2 protein-coding genes and 1 pseudogene are annotated in these 2,126 nt (G+C 45.8%); all 3 read right to left on the reverse strand.

What is annotated here, in order from left to right; translation table 11 throughout:
• On the reverse strand, positions 1-1,530 hold a 1,530-nt coding region (locus tag H6F50_RS23800), incomplete at its 3' end, for an NAD+ synthase (protein ID WP_190430595.1).
• 57 nt (positions 1,531-1,587) lie between these two features.
• Positions 1,588-1,911, reverse strand: a complete 324-nt coding sequence (locus H6F50_RS23805) for an isochorismate lyase (protein WP_190410316.1) — start codon at positions 1,909-1,911, stop codon at positions 1,588-1,590.
• A gap of 137 nt (positions 1,912-2,048) precedes the next feature.
• Positions 2,049-2,126 (reverse strand): annotated as a pseudogene (locus H6F50_RS23810) (NUDIX hydrolase); the annotation flags it as partial.

Below are 2,126 nucleotides of genomic sequence, written 5' to 3' on the forward strand. Positions count from 1 at the left end.
GATAATTTGAGCAGTTGATTGATGTTCGTGAATTAATCGCTGCAAAATATCATCCAGAATGTCATAAGAGGGTAGAGAATCTTGATCGACTTGACCGGGTTTTAGTTCGGCACTTGGCGGTTTCGTGAGGATATTCGTCGGAATAATTTCACCGTTACGATTCAGCCAATTGCATAGAGAATAAACGCGAGTTTTCGGCACATCAGCAATCACCGCTAATCCCCCATTCATATCGCCATAAAGTGTACAGTAACCAACCGCCATTTCAGACTTGTTACCCGTAGAAAGGAGGAGATAGCCAAACTTGTTCGCGATCGCCATTAATAAATTGCCCCGAATCCGCGATTGAATATTCTCTTCCGCAAGCCCGAACGACGTTCCAGCAAACAGATGTTCTAAAGTTTGGTCGTAACCCTGCATCAGTTGCCCAATCGCTAGGGTTTGAGTGGGAATACCCAGCTTTTGGGCTAATTTCAGCGCATCTTCGACAGAATGATCGGAACTGTAGGGCGAAGGCATCAGGACGCCGAATACATTTTCTGCCCCTAAAGCGGCGGATGCGATCGCTGCTACCAACGCCGAATCTACTCCACCACTCAAGCCAAGCGTAACTTTGGAAAAGCCACACTTGCGGGCATAGTCTCGCACTCCCAACACCAACGCCGCCCAAATTTCTTCGTCTTCACTGGCTGCAAGCGGTGCGACTCCCCCGTTATCCCCGGTTGCTGAGGGGGAGATCAAATCCCGCTTTTCCTCATCAAATTCCAGCAGTACCAAATCCGTCTCAAAACGAAGGGCACGACACACCACTTCCCCGGCGTGATTTAAAGCGAAACTGCTTCCATCAAAAATTAAGTCATCATTTCCCCCAACCTGATTGATATAAATGCTTGGTTGGCGGTAACGGACACTACTATGACGCAACATTGCTTCTCGCAAGTGATGCTTGCCAACACTATAGGGAGAAGCTGACAAATTCACCACCAAATCTACACCCAATTGAGCTAAGTCAGCAATCGGATTCACTGCATAGCTACGCTTTCCCCAAAATTCCTCATCGTTCCACAAATCTTCGCAGATTGTGACGCCAATGCGGAGATTATCGAGCGTAAAAGAATTTGGCTGAAGTCCCGGTTCAAAATATCGATATTCGTCAAAAACATCGTAGCTGGGCAACAGTCGCTTGTGAAAAATTTGCTGTATTTTGCCCTGTTCTAAGCAGGCAATACTATTAAATAACGGTTTACCTCCAGCGGCGTGCGCCTCCGGATTTGGGTCTACCGTACCCACCAACACCGCTAAATTGGGTGGCAAATCCTCTGCTAGCTGCTGCAACACCGTTGCCATAGACTCGACGAAGCCGGGATTCAGCAGCAAATCTCGTGGCGGATAGCCGCACAAAGAGAGTTCCGGCGTCAGCAACAAACGGGCACCTTGCTGAGTTGCCTGTCTTGCCGCCTCTAGAATTTGTTGGGCATTGCCGGTGAGGTTGCCAATTGTGGGGTTGAGTTGAGCGATCGCAATTTTCATATTCAGTTATCACCTGCGTCGTTCTGATTATTTAAACTAATTTTTCAATCGCAGCAATTAGGATTTAGATTGCCAATGTTTTAATTCTTCATCCATAAAATAATTAACCAAATCTTGATATAGCTTTTCAATTACATCTGGATTTAAGCCTTGTTCTTCAGCCCAAAGGCGTCTTTGCTGCAACATCGACTTAACCCTTTCTGGAGCTTTCACGCTGGTTTCGTCTGTTTTAAACTTTGCTGCCGCTTTTACATATTCAAATCGTTTACCAAAAGCTGCGGTAATTTGGAAATCAATCCTATCAATTTCCTGGCGAATGTCTCCGAGGCTTAAGCAATCTTTGGGTTCTTTGCTATTTGAAAATTCCTCTAAATCTTGCATCGTTTATTTTCCTTTCATTTCTTTTTAACCGCCAAAGATAACACCGAGCTAGAGTGAATTTGCTTTTTTCTTAACTTAGCGAACTTTGGCGCGAACCTCTGCTTTAGCGAAGCGGCGCGACAGCGCTACCTTTGCGTTTAAATAAATACCAACGGTTTATCCTTAAACGGAGCAAACGCTTCAGCATCAAATCGATACAAACTCGCCGGACGCCC

The sequence above is a fragment of the Coleofasciculus sp. FACHB-712 genome, assembly GCF_014695635.1.
Classification (GTDB): Bacteria; Cyanobacteriota; Cyanobacteriia; order Cyanobacteriales; family FACHB-T130; genus FACHB-T130.